This is a genomic window from Methylobacterium frigidaeris (genome assembly GCF_022179185.1).
GTDB classification, from domain to species: Bacteria; Pseudomonadota; Alphaproteobacteria; order Rhizobiales; family Beijerinckiaceae; genus Methylobacterium; species Methylobacterium frigidaeris.
In genome coordinates, this window is record NZ_BPQJ01000356.1 from 1 (window position 1) to 236 (window position 236).

The 236-nt window shown below is 66.9% G+C and carries 1 pseudogene; it reads right to left on the reverse strand.

Annotated features, from left to right (window positions below):
* Positions 1-185, reverse strand: a pseudogene (locus MFF64_RS37345) (ABC transporter ATP-binding protein); the annotation flags it as partial.
* Positions 186-236 lie beyond the last annotated feature (51 nt).

Sequence of the window (236 nt, forward strand, 5' to 3'; positions counted from 1 at the left end):
GGCCCCTTGGTCAGCGCGTCGACCACGCCCTTGAGGGCATAGTCGGTCGAGACCGAGAACCCGACCGCACCGAGCACGGAGATCAGGATCACCAGGTGGGGCACCCAGCGGCGCCGGAGGTATCGCCCGACGAAGGCGAAGGGCCTCTCAGCGTATTGGTGCAGCTCTTCCATCGCGGTGACCATTCCGTATTCACGCGGCACTGGCTGGTGCGGGCTGAGGCGGAGTGCAACGCG